The organism is Campylobacter sp. BCW_6877, from assembly GCF_001762445.1.
In the GTDB taxonomy this organism is placed as follows: Bacteria; Campylobacterota; Campylobacteria; order Campylobacterales; family Campylobacteraceae; genus Campylobacter_D; species Campylobacter_D jejuni.
The window spans coordinates 1-22,354 of the sequence record NZ_MJWW01000055.1 but is presented as its reverse complement, the minus strand read 5'-3'; the positions used below and the strand labels follow the sequence as shown (position 1 = coordinate 22,354).

Below are 22,354 nucleotides of genomic sequence, written 5' to 3'. Positions count from 1 at the left end.
ACATTTTTTTAAAATCGATATAATTTTTATCTTAAAAATAAATAAATTAAAAAATATTTTGATAGATTTGTAAAAATTATAAAAACATGGCGATAATACTACCTAAAATCAATAATGGGCCATTATAAAAAATAAAAGTTGGTATACAAGTATCTTTAATGTGATCGTGTTGCTTATCAGCATTTAATCCTACAGTGGTTCCCATGGTTGTTTCACTGGCTGGACTTCCTGCATCTCCTAAAGCTCCTGCTACTCCTAAGATAAATATAATAAGTGCTGTACCAAAACCAAGTTCCAAACAAATAGGACAAAAAAGCGTAGCTATGATAGGTATAGTTCCAAAAGAAGTACCTATACCCATAGTGATGATAAGTCCTATTAAAAGCATGAAAAATACTGCTAAAAATTTACTTTGCTCCATCCAAGGAACGACTGAATTTACAAGCTCTACTACTGATCCACTTTCTTTTAAAACTTCTCCATATCCTGCAGCAACAAGGATAACAAAAGCTATAAAACCCATCATTTTAAGCCCATCATCAAAAACTTCATTGACTTTTGAAAATTCAACTCCACCCAAAATAACCATTAAAACAAAACCCAAAAGCCCTGATAAAGGTAAATTCATAGTCAAAATTTGCAAAATTAAAGTTAAAACAAGCCCAGCTAAAACGCCCCATTCCTTACGAGTCATTTCAAGATTTTCTAAATTCACTTTAGCAATTTCTACTTCTTGATACTCTCTTGGCTTACGATAAAACACAAAAAGCGCTAGAAAAAGTCCTGTTATCATACAAATAGCAGCAAAATACATAGTATTTGTAACATCATTTAAAGATACACTTACATTATTTGCATTTAAATTATCTTTTAAAAGATCTTGAAAAGTAAGTCCAAAGCCTACTGGCAAAACCATATAAGGCGTAGTAAGTCCAAAAGTTAAAGCACAAGCAACCGCTCTACGATCGATTTTAAGTTTATTAAAAAGACTTAAAAGAGGTGGAATTAACAAAGGTATAAAAGCCACATGAATAGGAATTAAATTTTGAGAAAAACAAGAAATCAAAGCTATAGACAAAAGCAATAAATATTTTTTATGAGATATAAAATGGCTTACTATCTTAATCAAATATGCAGTTAAATTTGTCTTTGAAATCGCTGCGGCAATGGCCCCTAAGAGTATATAGCTAAGAGCTGTTTTTAAATTTTCCTTCATTCCGCTTATAAGTATATTCATAGTATCTACGAGTTCAAGATGAGAAAATACACCTGCAACAAGAGCTGAAATCAAAAGACTCAAAAGCACATTAAAACGAAACAAACAAAGTAAAGTCATCAAAACAACACTGATAATGATAGGATTAGTAAGTAAAGTCAAAATCATTCCTTAAATAATTTTAAAAATTTAATTGTAGAAAAAACTTAGTTAAAATGTAATAAAACTCGAACATATGATGATTTTATTTAATATGTAAAATTATAAAAATAATTAATTTTTTTAATTTAAATAATTAATATAATTAATTATTTAAATTTTTAAAATTTATAATAAAATAAAAGATTATATAAATATTTAAGGATATTTCAATGAAACAGAACGATCAAAAAGAAAATCGTAGAGACTTTCTAAAAAATATAGGACTTGGTTTATTTGGCATTAGTGTATTGTCAAATTTTTCTTTTGAGAATTTTTTAGGAAGTAAGGCTTTGGCAAAAGAATTACCTGATTTTAAAATAGAAGGTAAAAAAGATCTTATCTATCATGGTGAAAAACCATTAACAGCAGAAACTGAAATTTATGCTCTTGATTCTGATTTTACAAAACCTGAAAATTTCTTTGTTAGAAATAATGGCTTACCACCAAGCCTAGAAACGATAAAAGAAAGACTTCATAAAGGTTGGACTTTAGAAATAGATGGAGAAAGCATTATCAATAAAAAATCTTACACCATAGAGGATTTAAAAAATAAATTTAAAACCTATACTTATGCCTTAACAGTTGAATGCGGTGGAAATGGTAGATCTGAAGTTATACCTAGCACAAAAGGAACTCAATGGGGTTATGGTGCAGTAGCTTGTGGTAGATGGACAGGAGTGCGTTTAAAAGATATTTTAAAAGATTGTGGCATCAAAAATGATGCGGTGTATATCGGATATTATGGTATAGATACAAAATTAAACGGTGAAGAAACTTCACCTATTAGTAGAGGGGTTCCTATTTCTAAAGCTTTACAAGATGAAACTCTAATAGCTTGGGCTTATGAAGGCAAAGATATTCCTTTAGTTAATGGCTATCCACTTAGACTTGTTTGTGGTGGTTACCCTGCAAGTACAAGCGGTAAATGGCTTTATAAAATTTCAGTAAGAAATAAAATTCATGATGGTGAAAAAATGGAAGGTTCTTATAAAGTTCCTGTAAATCCAGTAAAACCAGGAGATTTTAACTATAAAGGCGAGATGAAAATCATAGAATCAATGCCTGTAAGATCTGTAATCACTAATATCAAAAATGGTTCTGAAATAAAAGCAAATAAAAAATTTGAAGTTAGAGGTAAAGCTTGGGCTGGCGAACTTGAAGTTAGTGAAGTTTATGTAAGCAATGATTATGGCGTAACATGGACCAAAGCAAAAGTAGAAAAACCATTAAATAGATTAGCATGGCAAAAATGGAGTGCTCAAATATCAATACCGACAAAAGGATATTATGAAATTTGGGCAAGAGCTATCGATAGTCAAGGTAACAGTCAACCTATGGTTTTAGCACAGTGGAATCCAGGAGGATATATCAATAATGCATGCCATAGAGTTAATGTTTATGGAGTTTAAGAATGAAAAAAATTATATTGATCTTAGCATTGTTTTTAAGTGCAAGTTGGGCTCAAAATCTTGAAATTAACCCTGATACAGGATTGATTATCGATCCTGATTCACCTTTAGTGGAAGCAAATTGCTTAGCTTGTCATGGATCCAATCTCATTACCAATATGCACGCAAGTAGAAAAGCTTGGTTAGCAGCTATAAGATGGATGCAAGATAGTGAAGGACTTTGGGAAATAGAACCTGAAGATGAAGAAAAAATTTTAAATTATCTTGAAAAATATTATGGAGAAAAATACGATACAAGAAGAAGAATTCCTCTAGCTATATTCTTACAAAGCAAAACTCATTGAAGAAATCATTTCTTCAATGATAAATTTACACATCCAAATGTTTTACATCTTTAGCATGTGCTTGAATATAATCGCGTCTTGGTTCAACCTCATCGCCCATAAAGAGATTAAAGGTATCGTTTGCACTTTGTGCATCTTCAATAGTAATTTTTAAAAGTCTTCTTACGCTTGGATCCATTGTGGTTTCCCAAAGTTGCTCAGGATTCATTTCTCCTAAACCTTTATAGCGTTGTATAGTAGCACCTTTTTTAGCATTGGTTTCAACATCTTCAAGAACTTCTAAAATATCTTTATCAAATTCCAAGCCTCTATCTTTAATCTTATCAAAAATATAACTTGCTTCTTCATATAGTGGATGAGTGAAAAGTTCTTCATTGATCACAAGTTCTTCTAAGCCATTTTGAGTTTGAACGAAAGCTCGAATTTCATTTTCGTTGATATAGTGATTTAAGATATTGTGTCCTTGTGTTTCTAAAAATTGTTTAATTACACTAAATAATTCTTCATTATTTGCTTTAACTAAATTTGAATTTTCTATCATATAGCGTATCACAGAAATCACATTAAAACGCTTTTCAAGATCTTTTAAAATCGCACGATAAGCTGCAACGATTTTTAAATAATCTTTTAAATCATTCATTCCTATACCTTCATAGTTTAAACCTTCTATTCCCGTTTCTATCAGGTATTCGCTCAAAGCTTTTTCATCTTTTAAATAAATTTGCTTTTTAGCTTTTTTATAAAGATATAAAGGCGGCTGTGCTAAATAAATATGTCCATTTGCCACAAGTTCATTCATAAAACGGAAGAAGAAAGTTAAAAGTAAGGTTTGTATATGAGATCCATCAACATCCGCATCTGTCATGATGATGATTTTATGATATCTAAGTTTTGAAAGATCAAAATCTTCACCTATACCACAGCCAAAAGCGGTAATCATATTTTGAATTTGCTCAGATTTTAAAATTTTATCCAGTCTTGCTTTTTCAACATTTAAAATTTTACCACGCAAAGGCAGTATAGCTTGGAAAGATCTTTCTCTACCTTGTTTTGCAGAACCTCCTGCAGAATCCCCTTCCACAAGATAAATTTCACTTTCACTTGGATCTTTACTTTGACAATCAGCTAATTTCCCTGGTAAAGTTCCTACGCTTAAACTTTCTTTTTTACGCGTTAATTCTCTAGCTTTTTTCGCTGCTTCTCTTCCTCTAGCTGCCATTAAGGCTTTGTTCATTATAGCTTTAGCTTCGATAGGATTTTCTTCAAAATATTTAGTCAAATACTCAAAACTTGCTTTTGAAACTATAGGACGCACATAAGTTGAACCAAGTTTTCCTTTGGTTTGTCCTTCAAATTGTGGTTCAGGCACCTTTACACTTACAACAGCGATCAAACCTTCACGCACATCTTCACCTGTGATTTTATTGTCCTTTTCTCTAGCACTTGCATTTGCTTCTATATAATTACTTATCACACGAGTTAAGCCCATTCTAAAACCAGCTTCATGTGTTCCACCATCTGGAGTTTTGATATTATTTACAAAAGAGAATAAATTTTCGCTATAAGTATCATTGTAAAGCAAAGCTACTTCAACATTCACATCTTCTTCATCTACGCTAAAGAAAATTGCTTTAGTTAAAGCTTCTTTTTTATTTAAGTCTGTAACAAACTGAGAAATTCCACCTTCAAAGTGAAAACTTTCATGTTTGCCTACGCGGTTATCTTTAAAATTTATAGTGATTTTTGGATTTAAGTATGCAAGTTCACGAAATCTTTTAGCCAAAATTTCATAATCAAATTCAGTCACTTCAAAAATTTGATCATCAGGCCAAAATTCTATAGTTGTTCCTGTCTTTTTACTTTTTCCTATCACACCAAATTCACTGATAACTTTACCTTCTGAAAATTCTTGACGATAAATTTCTCCATTTCTTTCAACTGTAGCTACAAGTTTTTTAGAAAGTGCATTTACAACCGAAACCCCAACACCGTGCAAACCACCTGAAACTTTGTAAGTATCTTTATCGAATTTTCCCCCTGCATGTAGGACAGTTAAAACAACAGTTAGAGTCGGCATATTTTCAGTTGGGTGTATATCAACAGGAATACCACGACCATTATCACTAACTATACAGCTTCCTTCAGTAGTGATTTCTACATCTATAGTATCACAATGTCCTGCCATAGCTTCATCGATAGAATTATCCACAACTTCATAAATCATATGATGAAGTCCGCCTATGTTTGTATCTCCTATATACATACCTGGGCGTTTTCTAACAGCTTCTAAGCCTTTTAGGACTTTAATATTACTCGCACCGTAATTTTCTTGCATATTTTTCCTTTATCTTTTACTTGTTTTATTATAAAATCATAGGCATGATAATCATTGATAGTCCTTGGGATTTGACTATAAATGCTGAATTAGGTTCATTTACACTTAAAGTGAATTTTTCTTCTTCTATAGAAGTTAAGAAATCAAGTAAATATTTGATCTTTATAGTAAGATTAAATTCTTCACTCACTCCTGTTTGAATTTCAAGCTCTGTTTTTGCTTCCATATTGTCTAAACTTATACCTTCAAAGATGATTTTATCTTTGTTAAAATGAAGTTTCATTTTTTCAGTTACAACGCTGATTTTTTTAAGACTATCTATAAAATCTTCAGTTGAAAAGCTAAGTTCTTGTTTGAAAGTTTTTGGTATAACTTTTTCATAATCTGGAAATTTATCGTTAATAAGTTTTGTAAAGAATTCAAAGTTTTCATTTTTAGCGATAAGCATATTTTGATCATAAAAAATTTCTATTTTTTCATAGAAAAGTTTTTGCATTTCCATGATAGCTTTTTTAGGGATACTAAAACTAAATTCTTGATTATTTGCTTTTTCTAAAGTATAGATTGCAAGGCGTTTTGTATCGGTTCCTACGAAGTTAATTTTATCTGTTTTTATATCTAAAAATGCACCGTTTAAGGAGTATTTTGGATTGTTTGTATCAATACTTGGTAATATCTTTTTAAGAGAACGACTTAAGTCACTTGAGTCAATGTCAAATTGGTTTTTTCCTTCTGTATTTGGAAAATTTGGAAAATCTTCGTGATTAAACATAGGAAGTTTATATTTTGTGCTTTTTTGTCTTATAAATAAGAAATTATCAATAGTTTCTAAAACAACTTCTTCATTATTTAAGCTTTTAATAACATCTGTAATACTTTTTGCATTTGCAGTAGCAAAACCACTTGATTCTACGCGGATTTTTTTTATTTTATAGTTGATACCTATTTCATAATCACTAGCTCTAATAAGAAGTTTATCTTCATCAACATGAAAAAAAAGATGAGAAGTAATGGTGCTTGAATCTTTTTTTTCTACATAAGCATTACATAAAATCACTGCAGATTCTAAAGTATTTTTATTGATACTTAACTTCATTTTTTCTCCTTGGTTTATTTTAATTTTAAATTCGTTGTAATAATAAGCTTGTTGAAATTGTGAAATTTTTCAAAGCAAAATAATCAAATTTGTATTTTATCATACTTTGCTTAATTTCTTTTTTTCACATTCTAGAATTTATTTTTCACATCCTTTCACTTAACTTTGACTTTTAACAAGAATTTTGTTTTTAAGTTCTTCGATTTTTGCTTTTAAAGAAGCATCATTTTCTATCATTTCTGTGATTTTTTTAACATTATGTGAAATAGCCGTATGATCTTTCATTTCAAAATAATTCGCAAGTTGTGGCATAGTCAAAGCCGTAAGTGTCCTAGCTAGGTAAATCACAATGCGTCTTGCTGTGACTATATTTTGAGTTTTTTTATTGGATTTCACATCACTTGGTTTGATGTTAAATTCTTTACATACCAAAGATAAAATGTCATCTATGGTGATATTTTCTTTCTTTTCTTTGATATGATCTTTCATCACACTTTTGGCAAGTTCGAGTGTGATTTCTTGTCCTAGTATGGTTGCATAAGCATTTAAACTTATGATGATGCCTTCGATTTCTCTTATATTATCCCCTAAAGAAGTGGCGATATAGTTTATGATATCATTAGAAAGATTGATATCGTTAAATTCACATTTTTTTCTTATGATGGCTATTTTTGTATCTAGTTGAGGTGGAGTTATATCAGCTATGATCCCATGTGCAAAACGACTTTTTAAGCGTTCGGTTATACCTTTTAGCATGTTGGGTGGATTGTCTGAAGTCATGATGATTTGTCCATCGTTATTTTTGATTTCATTAAATATAAAGAAAAATTCTTCTTGAATTTTATCGGTTTTTCCTAAAAACTGCACATCATCTATAAGCAAAACATCGCAGTTTCTATACTTTTCATGAAATTTATCTAAAGAGCCATTTTTTAAATTTGAAGTAAAATCATTGATAAAATTTTCACTTGTAGCGTAAATGACTTTTTTTCCCATTTCTAAGCTTGCATTTCCAACTGCTTGAAGTAAATGTGTTTTTCCAAGTCCTGTAGGCCCATAAACAAAGATTGGATTATAAAGTTTTCCAAGTTTGTCTTTATGTATTATAGCTTTACATGCTCCATAAGCGTATTTGTTAGAATCCCCCACAACAAAACTTTCAAAAGTAAAAGAAGGATTTAAAATCGTGCTTTGTGCCTTTATATGAGCTATGTCGATTTTTGTGCTTTTGTTGCTTTGTTTAGTACTTTGTGCTTGTATGTTTATGATGGCTTTATTTCCGCTTTGCACTTCATAAAAATGTGCGATTTTTTTGCCGTACTTTGTTTGTATGAATTTAGCCATGAGTTCATTTGGAGCATTAAAAACCAAAAGATCTGCTTTGCTTTGCTTTTCGTTGAATTTTAAATTTGATAGATAGTTTTCGTATTCGTTTTCGCTTAATTCTTTTTTTAAATTTTCAAGTATTTGGCTTGGATTCATAATCTCTCTTTAAATTTTGCATAATGTATAAATTTTATCTTAAATTTCATAAAAAAAGGTTAAAATCCGCTTTTGTATTTTATTTTCAAAAGGTATGAATTTGAAAATTTTAGGTATAGATCCAGGTTCGAGAAATTGTGGTTATGCTATCATAGAAGCCAGCAAAGGAAAAAACATTCTCATAGAAGCAGGGCTTATAAAGATAAAGCCAAGTGCTTTACAGTATCAAATCACAGAGCTTTGCGAGGGTTTGGATTTGATTTTTAAAAATCATTCTTTTGATGAGGTGGCTATAGAAGATATCTTTTTTGCTTACAATCCAAAAACCGTTTTAAAACTTGCACAATTTCGCGGAGCCCTATCTTTAAAAATTCTTCAAATTCATGGAGACTTTGCAGAATACACTCCCTTACAAGTGAAAAAAGCTGTCACAGGAAAAGCTAAAGCAACCAAAGAACAAGTTGCTTTTATGGTAAAAAGACTTTTAGGACTTGGTAAAGATGTCAAGCCTTTAGATATCACAGATGCTATAGCAGTGGCTTTAACCCATGCGGCAAATTTAAGAGTTAGGGTATAACTTTGGTAATTTTCATTACACAAAAGTCCAAAGTTTCATAAACTCCTAAAATACCTTTAAATTTTTTCTATAAATTTTTAAAAAATTCATAAAAAATTTCAAAAGTTGGAACAGAACTTGCTTGTAAAACTTCACATAAACGCAAAAGTTTTTTAAAGCCAAAGCGTTAAATTTTTAAAGCAATATTTTATAAAGGATTTAAGATGATGAGATCACTTTGGTCTGGCGTAAGCGGACTACAAGCACATCAAGTTGCGATGGATGTTGAAGGTAATAACATTTCAAATGTTAATACCAATGGTTTTAAATACTCTCGTGCAGATTTTGGAACTATGTTTAGCCAAACAGTAAAAATCGCTACAACTCCAACTGATGGAAGAGGCGGACAAAATCCACTTCAAATCGGTCTTGGCGTTTCAGTAAGTTCTACTACAAGAATTCACTCTCAAGGTTCAGTTCAAACTACAAATAAAAATACTGACGTTGCTATCAATGGTGATGGTTTTTTCATGGTAAGTGATGATGGTGGTCTTACAAACTATCTTACGCGTGATGGAGACTTTAAGCTTGATGCTTATGGTAACTTTGTAAATAATTCAGGTTTTATTGTTCAAGGATGGAATATCAACTGGAATGATCAAACCATAGATAGTTCAAGAACTCCACAAAACATTTTTATCGATCCAGGTATGCATATCCCTGCAGCAAAATCAACCGAAGTAGCTATCAAAGCAAATTTAAATAGTGGTTTAAATATAGGTACTTCAAGTAGAAATCTTTATGGTCTTGACTCAGTTCATGGTTACAATACTAAAACCAACAAAGCTGAAGATGAAAACGACACAGGAACCACTCAGTTTTACACCACTTCTAAAAACTCGATTGAAGTAACTGAAAAAGGTGTGGATGCAGGATCACTTTTTAACGCCAGTGGAACAGGGCTAAATTTAAGAGATGGTCAAGGAATTTGGGTCTCATACGCTGATGCGAAATACTCTACTAATCAAGTTGGTGCTAAAGCTTTTGATGAAAATTCTCATACAAATCAAACTGCGGCTTTTTGGGGTAATAAAGATCAAAAGGTAAATTTAGATATAGTTATAAATGGGGTTAAAATTCAAAATGCTGATATTCAAAGTATAGATGATGCTATAGCTTATATCAACACTTTCACCGCACCAACCGATACTAGAGATGGAACAGGAGTAAAAGCAGTTAAAAGTTCTGATGGCAGTGGTATACAGTTTGTAAATGATAATGCTGATGGCACTACAGACAATATGAAAAATATTAGCTTAACTGTAAATGATGGAAATACAGCAGGTGAACTTTGGAATGCAGTATGGAATACAAATGATAGTAAATTTACTTTTAATCAAAATGATCCAGCAATTACGAAAAATGGTACTTCTTTATGGACTGCAACTCAAATGAAACCTACTCCAGATGGTAAAAAACCTGTAACCTTAACTGGAACAAATTCAGCTCAGGTTATCACTGCGCATAAATATATCTATAGTTCAAATCCTGTGGATTTACCACCTATGTACAATCCTGATGGAGGCCCTAGTTTTAATGATAATACGCCTGATAATGCGAATGATGTTCCTACGGATCCTGCTTCTGCTAATTATTTTAATGCTGTAAAAAACGGTAGCCTTTTAAATACAAATGCAAGACAGTTTAGAACCACAGAAGATTTAAGAGAACTTTTACAAAGAGATGCTAGATATGGGGTAGACTATGATGGAGATGGTAAATTTACTGCAACTGGAGATGTAAACCAAGCTGTAAAAGTTGTGGTAAATGATACAGGACATTTTGCTATCTCAAATGCTAAAGAAGATTCAACTATTCCAAAAGGTGCTGGAGTGGCTAATGCTACGCAAACTACACCAAAAAATATGAGTTTTAATATCACTGCTTATTCTAACAAAGAAGGCACAGTAAGTACAAACGATGCTTTTACAGCTATCTTTAAAGCTTGGGATGGTCCTTTAGTAACGGGTGGATCGATCAAAGAAAGCGAACAACTTAAACTTTCATCTTTTTCAGCCGCGCTTGATATCTATGATTCTTTAGGTTCAAAACACAGTCTTGAAGTACAGTTTGTAAAACAAAGTACCACTCAAGATGGGGGTAATGAATGGCAAATGATCATCCGTGTGCCAGAACCTGCAGAGATCAACACTACAGGAGAAGGTCCTACGAACATCATCGTGGGTAGTGCAAGATTTAACAACGATGGATCTTTGGCTAGCTATACACCAAAAACTATAAGCTTTTCACCAAACAATGGTGCTGCGCCAAATCAACAAATCAAACTTTCCTTTGGAACAAGCGGAAGTAATGACGGCCTTGTAAGCTCAAACTCTGCTTCAACTCTAACAGGACAAGCAACCGATGGTTATACTTCAGGAAACTTAAAACCTGATGCAATTCGCGTTGATGATAAAGGAAATATCTTGGGCGAATTTACCAATGGTAAAACCTTTGCTGTAGCAAAAATCGCAATGGCTTCAGTAGCAAACAACTCAGGCCTTGAAGAAATCGGCGGAAACCTTTTTAAAGTTACTGCAAATAGTGGTAATATCGTAGTAGGTGAAGCAGGAACAGGTGGTCGTGGTGAGATGAAAACCTCAGCTCTTGAAATGTCAAATGTGGATTTGAGCCGTTCTTTAACAGAACTTATCATTATCCAAAGGGGTTATCAAGCAAACTCAAAAACCATTTCAACCAGTGATCAAATGCTTCAAACCTTGATTCAGCTTAAACAATAATTTAAGCTTAGCATTCTATAAAATATTGTTTTTTGCTCCCTTAAAAGGAGCAAGCCTTGCTTTACAAGCCTATCTTGGTAGTCTTGTAATACTAGGCTTAGGCTTGAACTGCCTTCAATTTATTGCTAACTCACTCTTGCTAGGGGTGAGTTGCAATAAAATTGCATTTTCTTATCTGTATCATAATCGTTTTAAAAACTTATTTTGTTATAATTTTTGCTTGAATTTAAATTTTAAGGAAAATCTATGCGTTATGGTGAAAAAGAAATCAAAGAATTTGATGTAGAAAATATGGAAATTTGGCCAAATGATGCGAAAAATGACTATATCATTAAAATCACTTTGCCTGAATTTATGTGTACTTGTCCGCGTTCGGGCTATCCTGACTTTGCGACGATTTATCTTGAGTATATGCCTGATAAATTTGTGGTTGAGCTTAAGGCGATAAAGCTTTATATCAATACTTTTATGTATAGAAATGTTTCACATGAAGCAAGTATCAATGAAATTTACAATACTTTAAAAGATAAACTAAAACCAAAATGGATTAAAGTTGTAGGGGATTTTAACCCGCGTGGAAATGTGCATACGGTGATAGAATGTCGTAGTGATATAGTTGTTCCAAAATAATATTTGAGTAAAATATTCACATATTTTTATGTAAAGATTAAATATTTTATAAAAAATTCTTATTTAATCTTTGAAGAATATATAATATAAAAAGATATAAAATTTTTAGATCGAATTTTATTATAAGGAGTTAGGATGAATAAAAAATTATTAAGCATTGTCGCAAGTGCTACTTTGTTTTCAAATTTGGCTTTAGCAGATGAGAATTCTGGTTTTTTTATAGGTGCTGATGCAGCTTGGATGCATGCTCAAGTAAAAAGTGAGTTAAAACATAAGAAGAATACAAAGCAAAATTTTAATGGAGATATTTCAGGTAATATACCATCATTTGGTCTAAAACTTGGATATCGTTTAAATGAAAATCATAGAATTTATGCTGGTTATAATTATTCTGATGAATTTAGTGATTTTATCAAAACTCCTAGAATTCAAATCGAAGGTGATTTTGCTACACATAAATTTTTAACAGGTTATGATTTTACTCCTAAGCTTTTTGAAAAAACCAGAGCTGTTTTAGGTGTGTATGGAGGATATGCAAGAACAGATCTTACCTTAAAAACAAGCTTTTTATCTTTGTCGCAAAATTTTGACGGTTATTTTTATGGAGCGAAAATAGGTGCTTTATATGATTTGACACCACATAATGAAATAGAATTAGGCTTTAAAGCAGAGCAAATTCATTATAATTCTAGAAATTTTTATCAAAATCAAGTGGGTTCAAACTTTTACGATCCTAAACAAACAAATTATGGTGTATATTTAGGATATAATTATAAATTTTAATCTAATGCAAGTTTTTATAACTTGCATTAATGAAATCAACCTCCACCAATAAAGTATTTTTCAACATCGTCAAGTAATTTTTCACAAATTTGAGAATCTGTATTTTTTTCTACTATAAGATTTATATAAGTTTTAGTATCTCTAAAGCTTCCTGCTGATTTTGAATTTTCGCGAGTGAGTTTTTGAGTGTCTCTAGTGTATTCTATATTGATGTTAAATTTAAGTGCAGCACTTGCTTCGCCTAAATTTGTTTTTACTACTACATTCATTTTAGAAGCTTTAGCGAGTGTGGCTTGGGTTTTATTTATGATTTCTTTAAAGCGTTGGCAAGATCGTATGAGTGTAGCGATAAATTTGTTATCAAGCCCCTCATAAGCTACTTTGAGTTTGTTTTTGATGTCTTTTGTACTTTCTTTTTCAGGGGCTACAAAAACCATGTAAAAACCATTTTTTATAGCTACATTGTCTGTTTTTACATCGCGTCCACTTGACATAACTTTAACATAAATGGCGTTATCAAGATAAACACGATCTACCATAGGGCCATAAATTTCGTATTCTTTTTTTCGGACTATGACTTCACGAGCTAGGACATTTAATTTCACATTGGCTTCGTGGATAACAGGTTCCATTTCTTTTTTAATCTCTAAGAGTTCTTTTAACATCAACATCCTTTTTGTTACTTAAAATTACAATTATATCAATAATTTTCTTAATTTAAGAATTTTACAAACACATTTACTAAAAATATGATACATTAGGGATTAATTTTAACAAAGGAGGAAAAGATGAAACAAATTTTTAAAATTTCAAATTCAGTCCAACAAAAAAGTAAAGATACTTTTAATCTACTACTGCAACTCTCACTCTAAAACTCAATTTTATTTTTAATCATTTTTTATATTTTTAATTTTTTATCATTGTTGTTAAGTTTTTGAATTTTTAATTCATTTAGTCTGTTTCGTTTTAAAGGATTAAATCATGAAAGATAATAAAATCATAATCTTTGATACCACTTTGCGTGATGGAGAACAAGCTTTAGGCAGTTCTTTGGGTATCAATCAAAAATTACAAATCGCTTTAGCGCTTGAAAATTTAGGCGTAGATGTTATAGAAGCAGGTTTTCCGGTATCTTCACAAGGGGATTTTAAAGCGGTGCAAAAGATCGCTTCTAAGGTTAAAAACTCAACCATTTGTGCACTTTCTAGGGCATTGGATAAAGATATAGATATGGCTTATGAAGCTTTAAAAGTGGCAAAGCATTTTAGAATTCATACTTTTATAGCCACTTCAACTTTGCATATACAAGATAAATTAAAAAAAGATTTTGATGAAATTTTGTCTATGGCAAAAAGAGCGATTATAAGAGCAAGATCTTATACTGATGATGTAGAATTTTCATGCGAAGATGCAGGAAGAACTCCTATAGATAATCTTTGTTTTATGGTGGAAAATGCGATAAAAGCAGGTGCTAAAACTATAAATATCCCAGATACTGTGGGCTATACCTTGCCAAGTGAATTTGCTAATATCATCAAAATTTTATTTAACAAAGTGCCAAATATAGACAAAGCTATCATTTCTGTGCATTGTCACAATGACTTAGGTATGGCAACGGGTAATAGCTTAAGTGCTATTTTGCAAGGTGCAAGACAGATAGAGTGCACTATAAATGGACTTGGTGAAAGGGCGGGCAATTGTGCTTTAGAAGAAGTGGTTATGGCGATAAAAACTAGGAAAGATTATTTAAAAGGTTTTTATACTGATATTAAATGTGAAAATATCTCTAAAACTTCAAAATTAGTTTCAGCTATCACTAATGAAAGCATACCTTCGCATAAAGCTATAGTGGGTAGCAATGCGTTTTCTCATAGTTCAGGTATTCATCAAGATGGAGTGCTTAAAAATAGGCAAACTTACGAGATCATAAGCCCTAGTGCCATAGGAATTCATGAAAATCGTATGCTAATGACAGCAAGAAGCGGAAGAGCTATGATAAAAACTTGCCTTGAAAATTTAGGCTATGATGAAAATACTTATAATTTAGATGATGTTTATGAGCGTTTTTTACGCCTTGCGGATAAAAAGGGTCAAGTGTATGATTATGATTTAGAAGCGTTGATGTTTTTAAGCTATGAGAATGAAGAAGAAAATGAATTTATACTTGAAAAATTAAGCGTGATTAGTGGCAATATCCCAACCGCTTGTGTTTGTATGCGTATCAAAGAAGAGCTAAAAACTGAAGCTTGCACAGGAAATGGTCCTGTTGAAGCAGTTTTTAACTGCATTGCTAGGATAACGAATTTAAAGCCTGTGCTAAAAGCTTATAGTATCAATGCAAAAAATTCAGGAGTAGATGCTCAAGGACAAGTGGATGTGGATTTGGAATTTAAAGGGAGAAAATTCCATGGAAAAGGACTTTCAACAGATGTTATAGAAGCTTCAGCACAAGCTTTTGTGAGTGCTTATAATGCGATTTATCGCTCTTTAAAAGTAGAAGAAAGGAAAATGGCATGAAAACTTATAAAGTAGCTGTTTTAGCAGGAGATGGCATAGGGCCTTTGGTGATGAAAGAGGCTTTAAAAATTTTAACTTTTATCGCACAAAAATACAATTTTAGTTTTGAATTTAATGAAGCTAAAATAGGTGGTGCAAGTATAGATGCTTATGGAGTGGCTTTAAGTGATGAAACTTTAAAGCTTTGTGAGCAAAGTGATGCGATTTTATTTGGTTCTGTGGGTGGGCCTAAGTGGGATAATTTACCCATAGATCAAAGACCTGAAAGAGCCTCGCTTTTACCTTTAAGAAAGCATTTTAATTTGTTTGCAAATTTGCGTCCTTGTAAAATTTATGAAAGTTTAACTCATGCTTCACCTTTAAAAAATGAGATTATCCAAAAAGGAGTGGATATTTTATGTGTTAGAGAGCTTACAGGTGGAATTTATTTTGGTAAGCAAGATTTAGGTAAAGAAAGTGCTTATGATACTGAAATTTACACTAAAAAAGAGATAGAAAGGATAGCTCATATCGCTTTTGAAAGTGCAAGAATAAGAAAGAAAAAAGTCCATTTAATCGACAAGGCGAATGTTTTAGCAAGTTCTATTTTGTGGCGAGAAGTGGTGACAAATGTTGCAAAAGATTATCAAGATATAAACTTAGAGTACATGTATGTGGATAATGCTGCGATGCAGATTGTAAAAAATCCTAGCATTTTTGATGTTATGCTTTGTTCAAATCTTTTCGGTGATATTTTGAGTGATGAGTTAGCTGCCATTAATGGATCTTTGGGTTTGTTAAGTTCAGCAAGTTTAAACGATAAAGGTTTTGGACTTTATGAGCCAGCAGGTGGAAGTGCGCCTGATATAGCTCATTTAAATATAGCCAATCCCATAGCTCAAATTTTAAGTGCGGCTTTGATGTTAAAGTATAGTTTCAAAGAAGAACAAGCCGCACAGGATATAGAAAATGCTATATCTTTGGCATTGGCACAAGGAAAAATGACTAAGGATTTAAATGCTAAGTCGTATTTAAATACCGATGAAATGGGGGATTGTATTTTAGAAATTTTAAAGGAGAATGACAATGGCTAAAACTTTATACGAGAAAGTCTTTGATGCTCATGTGGTTTATGAAGGCAAAAACGAACTTCCTATACTTTATATCGATAGACATTTAATCCATGAAGTAACAAGCCCTCAAGCATTTTCAGGGCTTAAAATGGCTAAGCGTAGAATGGCAAGATCGGATTTAACTTTGGCTACTATAGATCATGATGTTTCAACTAAAAGTATGGATTTAAATGCTTGTTCTGATATGGCAAAAGAGCAAATTACAACTTTGATGCAAAATACTAAGGAATTTGGAGTAAGGCTTTTAGGACTTGGAGATAAAAATCAAGGCATAGTTCATATAGTAGGTCCTGAGCTTGGCTTTACTTTACCTGGGGTTACTTTAGTTTGTGGGGATTCTCATACGGCAACACATGGGGCTTTTGGAGCTTTAGCCTTTGGTATAGGCACGAGTGAAGTAGAGCATGTCATGGCAACGCAAACTTTAAAACAAGCCAAACTTAAAACTATGAAAATCGAATGTAAAGGGCAGTTTCAAAAAGGCGTTTATGCTAAGGATTTGATTTTGTATTTGATCGCACAATATGGCACGGCAAAAGGCACAGGCTATGCTATAGAATTTTGTGGAGAACTTATAAGAAATTTAAGTATGGAAGCTAGAATGACTCTTTGTAATATGGCTATAGAATTTGGAGCTAAAGTAGGTATGATAGCTCCTGATGAGATCACTTTTGAGTATATTAAGGGAAAGGAATTTGCACCTAAAGGAGAAGAATTTCAAAAGTATTGTGAGTATTGGAAGAGTTTAAGAAGCGATGAAGGAGCAAAATATGATGAGAGTATTACTCTAGATGTAAGCAAGATACAACCACAAATTAGCTATGGAACAAATCCTTCGCAAGTGATTGGTATAGATGAAAAAATTCCAAAAATAAGCGATTTTAAAAATCAAAGTGAGCAAAAATCTTTGCTTGATGCTTTATCTTATGTAAATTTAGAGCAAGATCAAGTTATAGAAGGGGTAAAAATCGACATTGTATTTATAGGATCTTGCACAAATGGGCGTTTAGAAGATCTTAAAATAGCCGCTGATATCTTAAAAGGGCGCAAAATTCATAAAAATGTTAAAGCTTTAATCGTGCCTGGTTCAATGCAAGTAAGAAAAGAAGCTGAAAATTTAGGACTTGATAAGATTTTTATCGAGGCAGGGTGTGAGTGGAGATATGCAGGGTGTTCTATGTGTCTTGGTATGAATGATGACAAAGCAAATTCAGGTCAAAGAGTTGCTTCAACTTCAAATCGTAACTTTGTAGGCAGACAAGGTAAAGGTTCTATCACTCATTTGATGAGTCCTGCAAGTGCGGCAGCTTGTGCCATAGAAGGTGTTATTTGTGATAATAGAAAGTATTTAGGAGTTTAATATGCAAAAATTTATTATACATAAAGGTATAGCTTGTCCTTTAGAATATGCTAACATAGATACAGATCAAATTATACCTAAACAATTTTTACTTGCAGTGTCTAAGCAAGGTTTTGGTAAGCATTTGTTCCATGATTTGCGTTATTTAGATGATAAAGAAAGTGTTTTAAATATGGATTTTAATCTTAACAAAAAAGAATATCAAAATAGCTCTATTTTGGTGAGTTTTGAAAATTTTGGTAGTGGCTCTTCAAGAGAGCATGCGCCTTGGGCTTTGGTTGATTATGGTATTAGAGCTATTATCGCACCTTCTTTTGCGGATATTTTTAAAAACAATGCCTTAGGAAATGGTTTACTTACCATAGAACTTGCTAAAGATGAGGTTTTGGAAATAGTTGATGAGTTAAAAAAATCCCAAGATAAAAATATAGAAATTTCTTTGTTGGAAAAAAGAGTATTTTTTAAAGATAAGATTTTTTCTTTTGATTTAGATGATTTTCACAGAATTTGTCTTTTGGAAGGACTTGATAATATAGCTTTGACTTTAAAACATGAAGCACAAATCAAAGTCTATGAAAAAAACTCAAAAAGCTTTTTGGTTTAGAATTTTTTCATAAGCTAAAAAAGGATCTTGGTAATTAGGTATGTCAAAGTTTCCACAAAAATTAAAATCAAGCTTTTTAAAAAGCGAATTCATAGGAAAATTTTTACTATGAGTATCTGCTCTTAAACTTGCCTTGTGATTTTCCAAGGCAAAATTTTCGCAAAAATTTAAAAGTTTTTGTGCCACGCCTTTGCCTTTTGCATTTTGTTTGACGGCTAAACGGTGTAGATAAAAGGCTTTATCATCATAATTTTTGTTAAAAATAACTTGTTTGTAAAATTCAGGTTCAAATTTTTCATTGATACAGATAAAGCCTAAAATTTCATCATTTTCTTTAAACACATAAAGTTCTTGTGCTTGTATGTCTTCTTGAAAAACTATTTCATTGGGATAATTCTCATCCCATTGGTGAAAATTCATAGCTTTCATAGCATTTAAAGCATCTTTTGTGATTTCAAGTATAGAATTTAAATCTTTATGGACGGCTTTTTGTATGATAGTGTTTTGCATAATAATCCTTTGTATAAGGAAGGGTGATGGTGGCTCCGATTGGACTTGAACCAACGGCCACTACCATGTCAAGGTAGTGCTCTACCAGCTGAGCTACGGAACCATATGGTGGAGCATAGCGGGTTCGAACCGCTGACCCCAACGCTGCCAGCGTTGTGCTCTCCCAGCTGAGCTAATGCCCCTTTATAAGTCTGAGATTTTATCGCAATATTACTTGTTTTTGGCTGAAAACTAAAATCAAATTTTTAATTTATGATGTAATATACTACTTTATTAAAAGATTTAAATCAAGTTTCTAAATATGTTAAAGATGAAAAAATTAAAAAACTTTTAATAGAAAAAGATAAAGATAAAAAAGGCGAAAATGGCGGAATAGGAACTCCAGCAACAAGAAGTAATCACATAGAAACTTTAATAAACAGAGGCTATATTGTAGTTTCAAAGGATAAAAAGCAAGTTGTTAATGCTACAGAACTTGGAATTAATTTAATCCAAAATTTAGATCCTATATTGACAAATCCAGACATGACAGCTTTATGGTTTGAATCTCAAAAAGAGATACAAGAAGGAAAACTAAAAAGAAGCGATTTTTTAAATTCAATTAATGATTTTATTTTAAAAATAATTGATAATGAAAAGAGTTTAAACAAAAAAATTGTTTCTAATGAAGAAAAAGAAAAAATAACTTGTCCTAAATGTCAAAAAGGTTTTTTAAGAGAAATAAATGGAAAATTTAGAAAATTCTTTTCTTGTTCTGAGTATTCTAATGGTTGTGATTTTAAGGCGAAATCTGTTAATGGAAAACCTGAATTAGAAAATAAAAGCACTAATTTAAATACATCTTTTAAATGTCCTCAATGTAATCAAGGAAACTTAATAAAAAGAGAAAGTAAAAATGAAAAAAACAAATTTTGGTATGGTTGTTCTGAATGGAAAAATGGTTGTAAATTTATGTGTCCTGAATTAAATGGCGAACCTAATTTAAATGCTAAAAATAATTTTCAAAACAATTATAAGCAAAAGGTTAAATACAAATGAAAAAAATAATTTTATTTTTATTGCTGTTTAATTTCTTATTTGCAGAAGGAACAAATAATGGGCAAGGAGTTGTTTCTGAAACTACTAAAGAAGAAATGCAAAAAATATTTCCTAATAGTGATGATGACATAGATTCTAAAAATGGATGTAGTTGGGAGTGTAGAAAGGTTAATAGCGGATATGGAACTCAAATCATAGGATTTGATTTTAAAAATGGGACAACTTTTTGTAGAGTTTATAAAAATGAAAATTTTGATTTAGATTTAAAATTTAATGCTTCAAAAACTAATTTATCTTGTGCTAAACAAGTGTATACAGGACTTGATACTGAATTAAAAAATTATGAAAATATAGATAGAAAAATTAATTTAGAAAGTATAATTAAATGGACGCCAAGCGATACTAAAATTAATTTTGCAAAATATTTAGTTGCTTTAGCAACTTTAAATCCAAATATTATTGATAGAGAAAAAACTTATAATTTAGGAGAATTAACCTTAAAAGATGGTATAGATAATTTTAGCATTAAAACTATACAAAAAAATCAAAGTTTTATGGATTTTTTGATAGCTCCAAATTCTGTTTTAAATCAAAATAAAGGATTTTCTACTTCAAGTATAAGTTTGCAAGAAACTTCAGCTGTAGATGGTTTTAATAAAAACAATATGGCGTATTTTTCAAATCTATTTTTAGCCAATGAAAAAATTTATCAACATTTACAAATTCTAATTCTTGTTTTAGTTGGTGGATTTTTTCTTACTTCAATTAGTGCAGAAAAAATTCAAGCTTACTTAGAAAATAGGGGCGAAAATGAAGGAAAGCAAAAATTTTTACATAAATTTTATATTCCAATGATTATGATAGGAACATTTTTTATGCCTATACCCGAAGGAAATGGTTTAGCTCACTCAACAATTATGCAAAACGTCATTAGATATTTTGCATTAAAATCAACAGATATTGCAGATATGGCTAGTGCAATTGGTGGAAAAACCTATATGGATAAAATTTATAAAAGTATAGGTGGAGTAAATATTCAAGGTATTAAAGCCTTATTAGAAAAAAAGAAAGAAAATGAGTTTCTTATAAGTCAAGGAGATGAAATTTATAAAAAAACTTGTTCTTTAAGATATAAAAACCAACTATCTGCCATTAGAGAAAGCTATATCACTTCTTTAACAGATGAAGATAAAGAAAAAATAAAACGATTTTTAGCTGAAGATAGTAATGATATGGCAGGAAAAAATGGCGATATTTCCTTGGAAGCTTGTATAGCTTTAGAAGCTGATATTTTAAAAGCAAGAAATGAAATAACTAAAATAAATTCTCAAATGGAAAAAATTGATAAATTAAGAGATAACACTCAAAAAATCAATGAAATGAAAAATCTTGATGCTTATTTTGCAGTAAGAGAAATGCAACTTGGATGGATAAATTCTTTATTTACGCCAAGTAGTGCAATTTTAGCAGAAGTAACTATGTTTAAAGAAGAGCAAGGTGATGAAGATGAACAAAAAGAAAGGATGATTAAAGCAACTAAAAAAAATATTCAAAACACTAAAGAAAATATAAATAAAGGAGATATTGAAATTAGTAAAGATGATATTACAGATAGCTCTTTAGGATGGATAGCAGGTAAATTAGTATGGATGATGTTACCAGGAGCTTCAACTATAAAAGATTTTGTAATGGAAAATACTGGAAAATTCATGGCTGTAATTCAAGCAGCAGCAGCTTCTACTGTGCCAATCATAGGAACAGTAGGTGGAGCTATCGTTGGATACATAACAGGAACAGTTGCCTCAACAATTACAGGATATGCTATAGCTATAATGTTAATAGAATGGACTTTTCAAAAAATACCATTATTGGTTTGCACTACAGCTTCTATTATAATATTTGTATCTTATTTAGTTTCTTTGATAAAATATTTTTATATTTCACCATTCGTTGTAGCTTTCTCCTTAGCAACTAAAAGAATGGATAAAATTATTGAATTCTTAATTAATGGTATGGCTATATTTTTAAAACCCGTATTAATTATTCTCTTTATATATTTATCATTATTTATAAATGTTTTAGTAGACGAATTTTTCTTATTTGTTTCTGTAGAACAATTTACAGGAATTAAAACTAGCGTATATAATTTTCACACTAACTTTATTATAGGTGCAATCACAGGCTTATTAACTATATTTGCAAAAATTGCTTCAGCGGTAATTATGTGGAATTTAATTATTAAAGGGCCTTCATGGGCTTTATCATTAGTAGGTATTGATGGAAAACAAAGTGAAATGATTTCTCAAGGTATGGAAAACACTTTAAACAAGAGAGCAAATATTGTTTAAAGAAATCTCAAC

17 protein-coding genes, 2 tRNA genes and 1 pseudogene are annotated in these 22,354 nt (G+C 31.2%); 12 read left to right on the top strand and 8 right to left on the bottom strand.

Annotated features, from left to right (window positions below; all coding sequences use genetic code 11):
* Positions 1 to 76 precede the first annotated feature (76 nt).
* A complete protein-coding gene (locus tag AJ936_RS07095) occupies positions 77 to 1,384 on the bottom strand; it encodes a Na+/H+ antiporter family protein (protein ID WP_070274250.1) in 1,308 nt (435 codons plus the stop codon).
* 203 nt (positions 1,385 to 1,587) lie between these two features.
* Here AJ936_RS07095 and AJ936_RS07090 point away from each other — a divergent pair, with 203 nt between their 5' ends.
* Both AJ936_RS07090 and AJ936_RS07085 read left to right on the top strand, forming a co-directional pair.
* Positions 1,588 to 2,826, top strand: a complete 1,239-nt coding sequence (locus tag AJ936_RS07090; RefSeq protein ID WP_070274249.1) for a sulfite oxidase — start codon at positions 1,588 to 1,590, stop codon at positions 2,824 to 2,826.
* Positions 2,827 to 2,828: 2 nt separating this feature from the next.
* The gene (locus tag AJ936_RS07085) at positions 2,829 to 3,170 is read left to right on the top strand and encodes a monoheme cytochrome C (protein ID WP_070274248.1); all 342 of its coding nucleotides are present in this window, start codon (positions 2,829 to 2,831) and stop codon (positions 3,168 to 3,170) included.
* Positions 3,171 to 3,195: 25 nt separating this feature from the next.
* Here AJ936_RS07085 and gyrB read toward each other — a convergent pair whose 3' ends face one another.
* From gyrB to dnaA, 3 genes are all read right to left on the bottom strand, one after another.
* Positions 3,196 to 5,505, bottom strand: a complete 2,310-nt coding sequence (gene gyrB / locus AJ936_RS07080; protein ID WP_070274247.1) for a DNA topoisomerase (ATP-hydrolyzing) subunit B — start codon at positions 5,503 to 5,505, stop codon at positions 3,196 to 3,198.
* A gap of 28 nt (positions 5,506 to 5,533) precedes the next feature.
* Positions 5,534 to 6,601: a DNA polymerase III subunit beta gene (gene dnaN, locus AJ936_RS07075; protein ID WP_002881348.1), complete on the bottom strand. Its 1,068-nt coding sequence runs from the start codon at positions 6,599 to 6,601 to the stop codon at positions 5,534 to 5,536.
* A gap of 159 nt (positions 6,602 to 6,760) precedes the next feature.
* Complete coding sequence (gene dnaA / locus AJ936_RS07070; RefSeq protein WP_002870442.1) at positions 6,761 to 8,083, bottom strand: chromosomal replication initiator protein DnaA; 1,323 nt, start codon at positions 8,081 to 8,083, stop codon at positions 6,761 to 6,763.
* Positions 8,084 to 8,177: 94 nt separating this feature from the next.
* Here dnaA and ruvC point away from each other — a divergent pair, with 94 nt between their 5' ends.
* The 4 genes from ruvC (at position 8,178) to AJ936_RS07045 (ending at position 12,853) form a co-directional block, all read left to right on the top strand.
* Complete coding sequence (ruvC, locus tag AJ936_RS07065) at positions 8,178 to 8,660, top strand: crossover junction endodeoxyribonuclease RuvC (protein WP_079861665.1); 483 nt, start codon at positions 8,178 to 8,180, stop codon at positions 8,658 to 8,660.
* 203 nt (positions 8,661 to 8,863) lie between these two features.
* A complete protein-coding gene (flgE, locus tag AJ936_RS07060) occupies positions 8,864 to 11,440 on the top strand; it encodes a flagellar hook protein FlgE (protein ID WP_070274245.1) in 2,577 nt (858 codons plus the stop codon).
* Between the two features lie 246 nt (positions 11,441 to 11,686).
* A complete protein-coding gene (queF, locus tag AJ936_RS07050; RefSeq protein WP_070209957.1) occupies positions 11,687 to 12,070 on the top strand; it encodes a preQ(1) synthase in 384 nt (127 codons plus the stop codon).
* 135 nt (positions 12,071 to 12,205) lie between these two features.
* Positions 12,206 to 12,853, top strand: coding sequence for an outer membrane beta-barrel protein (locus AJ936_RS07045; protein WP_052949455.1), 648 nt, complete (start codon positions 12,206 to 12,208; stop codon positions 12,851 to 12,853).
* A gap of 35 nt (positions 12,854 to 12,888) precedes the next feature.
* Here the strand turns inward: AJ936_RS07045 and AJ936_RS07040 are convergent, their stop codons facing one another.
* A complete protein-coding gene (locus AJ936_RS07040) occupies positions 12,889 to 13,518 on the bottom strand; it encodes a hypothetical protein (protein ID WP_002870446.1) in 630 nt (209 codons plus the stop codon).
* A gap of 316 nt (positions 13,519 to 13,834) precedes the next feature.
* On the opposite strand from AJ936_RS07040, the gene leuA reads away from it, so the two are divergent.
* Genes leuA through leuD form a run of 4 tightly spaced genes read left to right on the top strand, consistent with a single transcriptional unit; the run spans position 13,835 to position 18,446 of the window.
* A complete protein-coding gene (gene leuA / locus AJ936_RS07035; RefSeq protein WP_070243343.1) occupies positions 13,835 to 15,370 on the top strand; it encodes a 2-isopropylmalate synthase in 1,536 nt (511 codons plus the stop codon).
* The gene (gene leuB, locus AJ936_RS07030) at positions 15,367 to 16,443 is read left to right on the top strand and encodes a 3-isopropylmalate dehydrogenase (protein ID WP_070248648.1); all 1,077 of its coding nucleotides are present in this window, start codon (positions 15,367 to 15,369) and stop codon (positions 16,441 to 16,443) included. Before leuA ends, leuB begins: the two co-directional genes overlap by 4 nt.
* On the top strand, positions 16,430 to 17,842 hold the full coding sequence (leuC, locus tag AJ936_RS07025; protein WP_072238641.1) for a 3-isopropylmalate dehydratase large subunit: 1,413 nt from the start codon (positions 16,430 to 16,432) through the stop codon (positions 17,840 to 17,842). The genes leuB and leuC overlap by 14 nt, the downstream gene beginning before the upstream one ends.
* A gap of 1 nt (position 17,843) precedes the next feature.
* Positions 17,844 to 18,446, top strand: coding sequence for a 3-isopropylmalate dehydratase small subunit (gene leuD / locus AJ936_RS07020; RefSeq protein ID WP_070209953.1), 603 nt, complete (start codon positions 17,844 to 17,846; stop codon positions 18,444 to 18,446).
* Here the strand turns inward: leuD and AJ936_RS07015 are convergent.
* The 3 genes from AJ936_RS07015 to AJ936_RS07005 form a co-directional block, all read right to left on the bottom strand.
* On the bottom strand, positions 18,426 to 18,956 hold the full coding sequence (locus tag AJ936_RS07015; protein ID WP_002870451.1) for a GNAT family N-acetyltransferase: 531 nt from the start codon (positions 18,954 to 18,956) through the stop codon (positions 18,426 to 18,428). The genes leuD and AJ936_RS07015 overlap by 21 nt on opposite strands.
* 27 nt (positions 18,957 to 18,983) lie before the next feature.
* A tRNA-Val gene (locus AJ936_RS07010) sits at positions 18,984 to 19,059 on the bottom strand.
* Between the two features lie 3 nt (positions 19,060 to 19,062).
* Positions 19,063 to 19,138 (bottom strand) — tRNA-Ala (locus tag AJ936_RS07005).
* A gap of 115 nt (positions 19,139 to 19,253) precedes the next feature.
* Here AJ936_RS07005 and AJ936_RS07000 point away from each other — a divergent pair.
* Together AJ936_RS07000 and AJ936_RS06995 are read left to right on the top strand one after the other, a co-directional pair.
* Positions 19,254 to 19,994: pseudogene (locus tag AJ936_RS07000) on the top strand (DNA topoisomerase); the annotation flags it as partial.
* Positions 19,991 to 22,342 (top strand): hypothetical protein, encoded by a 2,352-nt coding sequence (locus AJ936_RS06995; RefSeq protein WP_070273933.1) that lies wholly within the window; start codon positions 19,991 to 19,993, stop codon positions 22,340 to 22,342. The pseudogene AJ936_RS07000 and the gene AJ936_RS06995, both read left to right, overlap by 4 nt.
* Positions 22,343 to 22,354: the final 12 nt, after the last annotated feature.

What these genes read in the sequence shown, in the direction of transcription:
- flgE (WP_070274245.1), top strand. Translation starts at nt 8,864, where the DNA reads ATGATGAGATCACTTTGGTCTGGCGTAAGCGGACTACAAGCACATCAA.
- leuC (WP_072238641.1), top strand. Translation starts at nt 16,430, where the DNA reads ATGACAATGGCTAAAACTTTATACGAGAAAGTCTTTGATGCTCATGTG.
- AJ936_RS07045 (WP_052949455.1), top strand. Translation starts at nt 12,206, where the DNA reads ATGAATAAAAAATTATTAAGCATTGTCGCAAGTGCTACTTTGTTTTCA.
- AJ936_RS07090 (WP_070274249.1), top strand. Translation starts at nt 1,588, where the DNA reads ATGAAACAGAACGATCAAAAAGAAAATCGTAGAGACTTTCTAAAAAAT.
- ruvC (WP_079861665.1), top strand. Translation starts at nt 8,178, where the DNA reads ATGAATTTGAAAATTTTAGGTATAGATCCAGGTTCGAGAAATTGTGGT.
- gyrB (WP_070274247.1), bottom strand. Translation starts at nt 5,505, where the DNA reads ATGCAAGAAAATTACGGTGCGAGTAATATTAAAGTCCTAAAAGGCTTA.
- AJ936_RS07085 (WP_070274248.1), top strand. Translation starts at nt 2,829, where the DNA reads ATGAAAAAAATTATATTGATCTTAGCATTGTTTTTAAGTGCAAGTTGG.
- dnaN (WP_002881348.1), bottom strand. Translation starts at nt 6,601, where the DNA reads ATGAAGTTAAGTATCAATAAAAATACTTTAGAATCTGCAGTGATTTTA.
- leuA (WP_070243343.1), top strand. Translation starts at nt 13,835, where the DNA reads ATGAAAGATAATAAAATCATAATCTTTGATACCACTTTGCGTGATGGA.
- AJ936_RS06995 (WP_070273933.1), top strand. Translation starts at nt 19,991, where the DNA reads ATGAAAAAAATAATTTTATTTTTATTGCTGTTTAATTTCTTATTTGCA.
- AJ936_RS07015 (WP_002870451.1), bottom strand. Translation starts at nt 18,956, where the DNA reads ATGCAAAACACTATCATACAAAAAGCCGTCCATAAAGATTTAAATTCT.
- leuD (WP_070209953.1), top strand. Translation starts at nt 17,844, where the DNA reads ATGCAAAAATTTATTATACATAAAGGTATAGCTTGTCCTTTAGAATAT.
- queF (WP_070209957.1), top strand. Translation starts at nt 11,687, where the DNA reads ATGCGTTATGGTGAAAAAGAAATCAAAGAATTTGATGTAGAAAATATG.
- AJ936_RS07040 (WP_002870446.1), bottom strand. Translation starts at nt 13,518, where the DNA reads ATGTTAAAAGAACTCTTAGAGATTAAAAAAGAAATGGAACCTGTTATC.
- AJ936_RS07095 (WP_070274250.1), bottom strand. Translation starts at nt 1,384, where the DNA reads ATGATTTTGACTTTACTTACTAATCCTATCATTATCAGTGTTGTTTTG.
- leuB (WP_070248648.1), top strand. Translation starts at nt 15,367, where the DNA reads ATGAAAACTTATAAAGTAGCTGTTTTAGCAGGAGATGGCATAGGGCCT.
- dnaA (WP_002870442.1), bottom strand. Translation starts at nt 8,083, where the DNA reads ATGAATCCAAGCCAAATACTTGAAAATTTAAAAAAAGAATTAAGCGAA.